The sequence below is a fragment of the Wolbachia endosymbiont of Drosophila barbarae genome (assembly GCF_044752445.1).
GTDB lineage: Bacteria > Pseudomonadota > Alphaproteobacteria > Rickettsiales > Anaplasmataceae > Wolbachia > Wolbachia pipientis.
In genome coordinates this window covers 1-3,121 of the sequence record NZ_JBIXJM010000197.1, presented here as the reverse complement: position 1 = coordinate 3,121, position 3,121 = coordinate 1, and the positions used below count along the sequence as shown (strand labels likewise).

Annotated in this window: 3 protein-coding genes; all 3 read left to right on the top strand. The window is 36.8% G+C overall.

Going from position 1 to position 3,121, the window contains the following annotated elements; translation table 11 throughout:
• Positions 1 to 1,121, top strand: a 1,121-nt coding sequence (locus tag ACIPNH_RS04300; RefSeq protein ID WP_400771909.1) for a nitrogenase component 1 family protein, incomplete at its 5' end; no start/stop codon positions are given.
• Between the two features lie 272 nt (positions 1,122 to 1,393).
• Positions 1,394 to 1,588, top strand: coding sequence for a hypothetical protein (locus ACIPNH_RS04295; protein ID WP_400771908.1), 195 nt, complete (start codon positions 1,394 to 1,396; stop codon positions 1,586 to 1,588).
• A gap of 37 nt (positions 1,589 to 1,625) precedes the next feature.
• A partial coding sequence (locus ACIPNH_RS04290) for a hypothetical protein (protein ID WP_400771905.1) occupies positions 1,626 to 3,121 on the top strand: 1,496 nt, incomplete at its 3' end.

Below are 3,121 nucleotides of genomic sequence, written 5' to 3'. Positions count from 1 at the left end.
TAGAGGAGCTCACCAGACAAGATTTGCTCAGGAGGCTCGAGTGTGAGCGTCAGGCTTCTAGTTGTATCGATAAAATCTCATCTCAAGCAGAGCTACATATCGGAGAAGGTGATGATGAGGATTACTTCACTAGTGAAAAAGGAAGAGTACTCGGAGATTTCTGGAATTTCTTTGAATCTCTCTTCAACCTTTTTGAAGTAGATGTAGATGATCCGAAAATCTACCAAATGCTCAAGGAGAAGAAAGAAAAAAATTGGCTTCTTTCGATAATTAAGTTTTTGCGTGATAAGCTTAAGGAGTTAATCAAGAAGATTTTTGCACGCGATTTAAGTTTCAATCAGAGCTTGGACAAAGAGATAAAAGAATTGCAGGAGAAATTAGGCAGTGGTGAGTTATCAGAAGAAGAGTTTGCAAGGGCGTTAGAAAGATTAACTGCATTGCAAGATCTGAAACTCAGGTTACAGATGGCCGTTGTCGGATGGATTGTTACAATGTTCGCAGAGATGTTTGGAGTTGAGTTGGCGGCTGCGGTAGAGGCATCTACAGAAAAAGAAGATAAAAAAGCAGAAAAACCATCATTAAAGGAAGAAAATAAAGAAGTTTGCGAAAACGTAGAAATCAAGTTAGACGAAAGAGAAAAACCTAAAGTGCCAGTTTTCCTTTTTGAAATTTCACCAGGATTTGTAAGGCCAGTCCCTCTGAGCAAATCAGAGCTTGATCTTTTACCAAAGCCTATAATGCCTTCTATATTTAAGGAGGTTATAAACAATGAGAACCGCGAGGAAACAAAACCAAAAGTAGAAGAAAAGAAAAAAGCGAAGCCGGGGGAACCGAAGAAAGAGGTGTGTCCACCGAAAGCTCCGGAGGAGGAGAAGCCAAAACAAGATCAGCGAAAAAGAGGTGGAAAATTTAAACTTGGTGATAGGAAATCAAGAAAAATCAATCGGGATAGCTTTCCTGCACACAATTATCCAATTGGTGATTGGCAAGAGCAAGCTTCTAATGGAAAGTCTAATGCTAGTACTGCTCAACCACCAAAAAGATTGATTGATGATGTAAAAGTTAATAATCATGTGGATTCAATAGGAAAGGCACCAGAAAAAGCACCATCGAAGGGATAGCTAGTGTTAGCTTTAGATGACAAAAAAGACTGGATCCCAGTGTCTGGGCACTGGGATGACAAGAAAAAGAGGTACTGGTATGACATTAAAGAGTAGGGATTGATGGCAAAGAGAAATACAGGTGTCATTCCAGCGCGTGACGCTGGAATCTAGAAAACTGAATTTTATGAAAAAGAGTGAATAAAATTTTTTGAAAAAAAATATAAAAAAGTGCTTGCACTTAATTTTATTTTTAGTATGTTGATTACATAATGTTTTTACTGGGGGATAATATGGATAGTAATAAAGGTTCAGGTTATGAAAAACGAAAATATGGCGATAATAATGCACCAGGAGGAGGAAGAATTAGAGCGGATGCTATAGATCCAAGGAGAGTTGATAACTTTACAGAGAGAATTAAGCGTGAGGAGGAGAGAAGGAAGCAAAATCAATCTAGTGGTCAAGGTAGTGGCAGAAGTGGTAAGTAACAGTAAATTTATGGTAATTTGAATAGGGAGGGATATTATGCCTAATATAATGAATCAAGAATTAGTAAGAGCATTTAACATTATTCTTTGTCATAATGAGGTTGCTATTACTAATCTTACCGTACAAAGCACAGATCAAACTTTTTTTAAGAAGGAAGATCGTATTGTTATCTCATTTGATAAAAGTATGGATGCTGATCAATGCATGAAGTATTTAAACAATATGAAAGGAAGGATAGTAGAAACATTCTGTGGAAATGAAAGTACTGCTAGTTTATCTTTTGATATGAAATCTTTTCCTTTTAATTTCAATCGGAGCCAATTGGTAGATAGTAATGGAAAGTATAGATTTTCAGTGCCGATAGATCAAAGTATAGTTTTCAATCTAAAATGTTTGCTAGCTAATGGGCTTGCGAGAGACATCACAGGTGCTATGGGAAGAGATTTTGGTTTAGAACATGTAGAAGGGTATACATCTGATGAAAGCTTTGACAGGAAATCTTATCTATATTGTATGCGTTTCTATGATAAAAGGTTACAAGAGTATTTTATAGAGTCATTCTCAGCGACAGTAAAAGGTTATAAAAATAGTCCTAAAAGAACTGATGGTTTCTTGAAAGTCAAGGACAATTGTGTGTATATAAAGGGGAGCATCTTTAATAAGGCTAAGTTCATTAAGGACATAGTAAAACACAAAGCATCTTTGGAATGTCGTGATTTTGAGGTTACAAGTGCTGAGGATGAAACTGTTGAGAATCTAAAGTTTTCAGTGATTGATTTGTCTCGTAAAGTAGGTATACCAATTAATTCTGTACTTCATGTTTCTTATACAGGCAGTGGTGAAAATTCAGTTCTTATACCTGCTGCTAAGGAAATTATTGATAATATTATATATTATAAAATTTTAAGCAAGGAACAAGCGGATGATATTAATAAAGTATTTGGTATGACCGTGTTAAATAATGTTGAAGATTGTATTTCACCAAAACATCTACCAGTATTTGGCAGGAGAGGAATATACGGAATAGATTTTGCTAATCAAGACATTTCTTATTGTGTGCTGAATAAAATCATGGAAAGCTCTGTAATCAACAAAGACCATGAACTGTCCATTGACCCTGAGCTTCCTCGAACGCTATTAGCTGAACCATCACCGACACGGGGGTGTCCCAAGCAAAGTCGTGGTGAAGGGTTAGAGAGGCCTTCCAGGCAAGGATCAGAAAGAGAGGAAGGAAAAGGGGGGCTGTTTCAGTTGGTGCCGGGGGAAATAGATCCAAGTCAATCCACTTGTTCTCTTAGAGCATGGGATAGTTCAACATTCTTAAATTCTGAGGTTTCTAATAAGGAACCTGAAAAACAGCAAGTTACTGATGAAAGTGATCGAAAAAGTAGTAATGAGTGTTCTGAAGCAAAGTCACAAGATAGTAAATCTCCGGAGAAGAAACATGGGGGTGGTGTTCAAAAAATAAAAAAATTGCTCTCTTCACCTTTTAAGAAGCAATATGGCGTAAACCTTAAGCGACATGATGAAGG

Coding starts and splice junctions, on each gene's coding strand:
- ACIPNH_RS04295 (WP_400771908.1), top strand. CDS start 1,394: ATGGATAGTAATAAAGGTTCAGGTTATGAAAAACGAAAATATGGCGAT.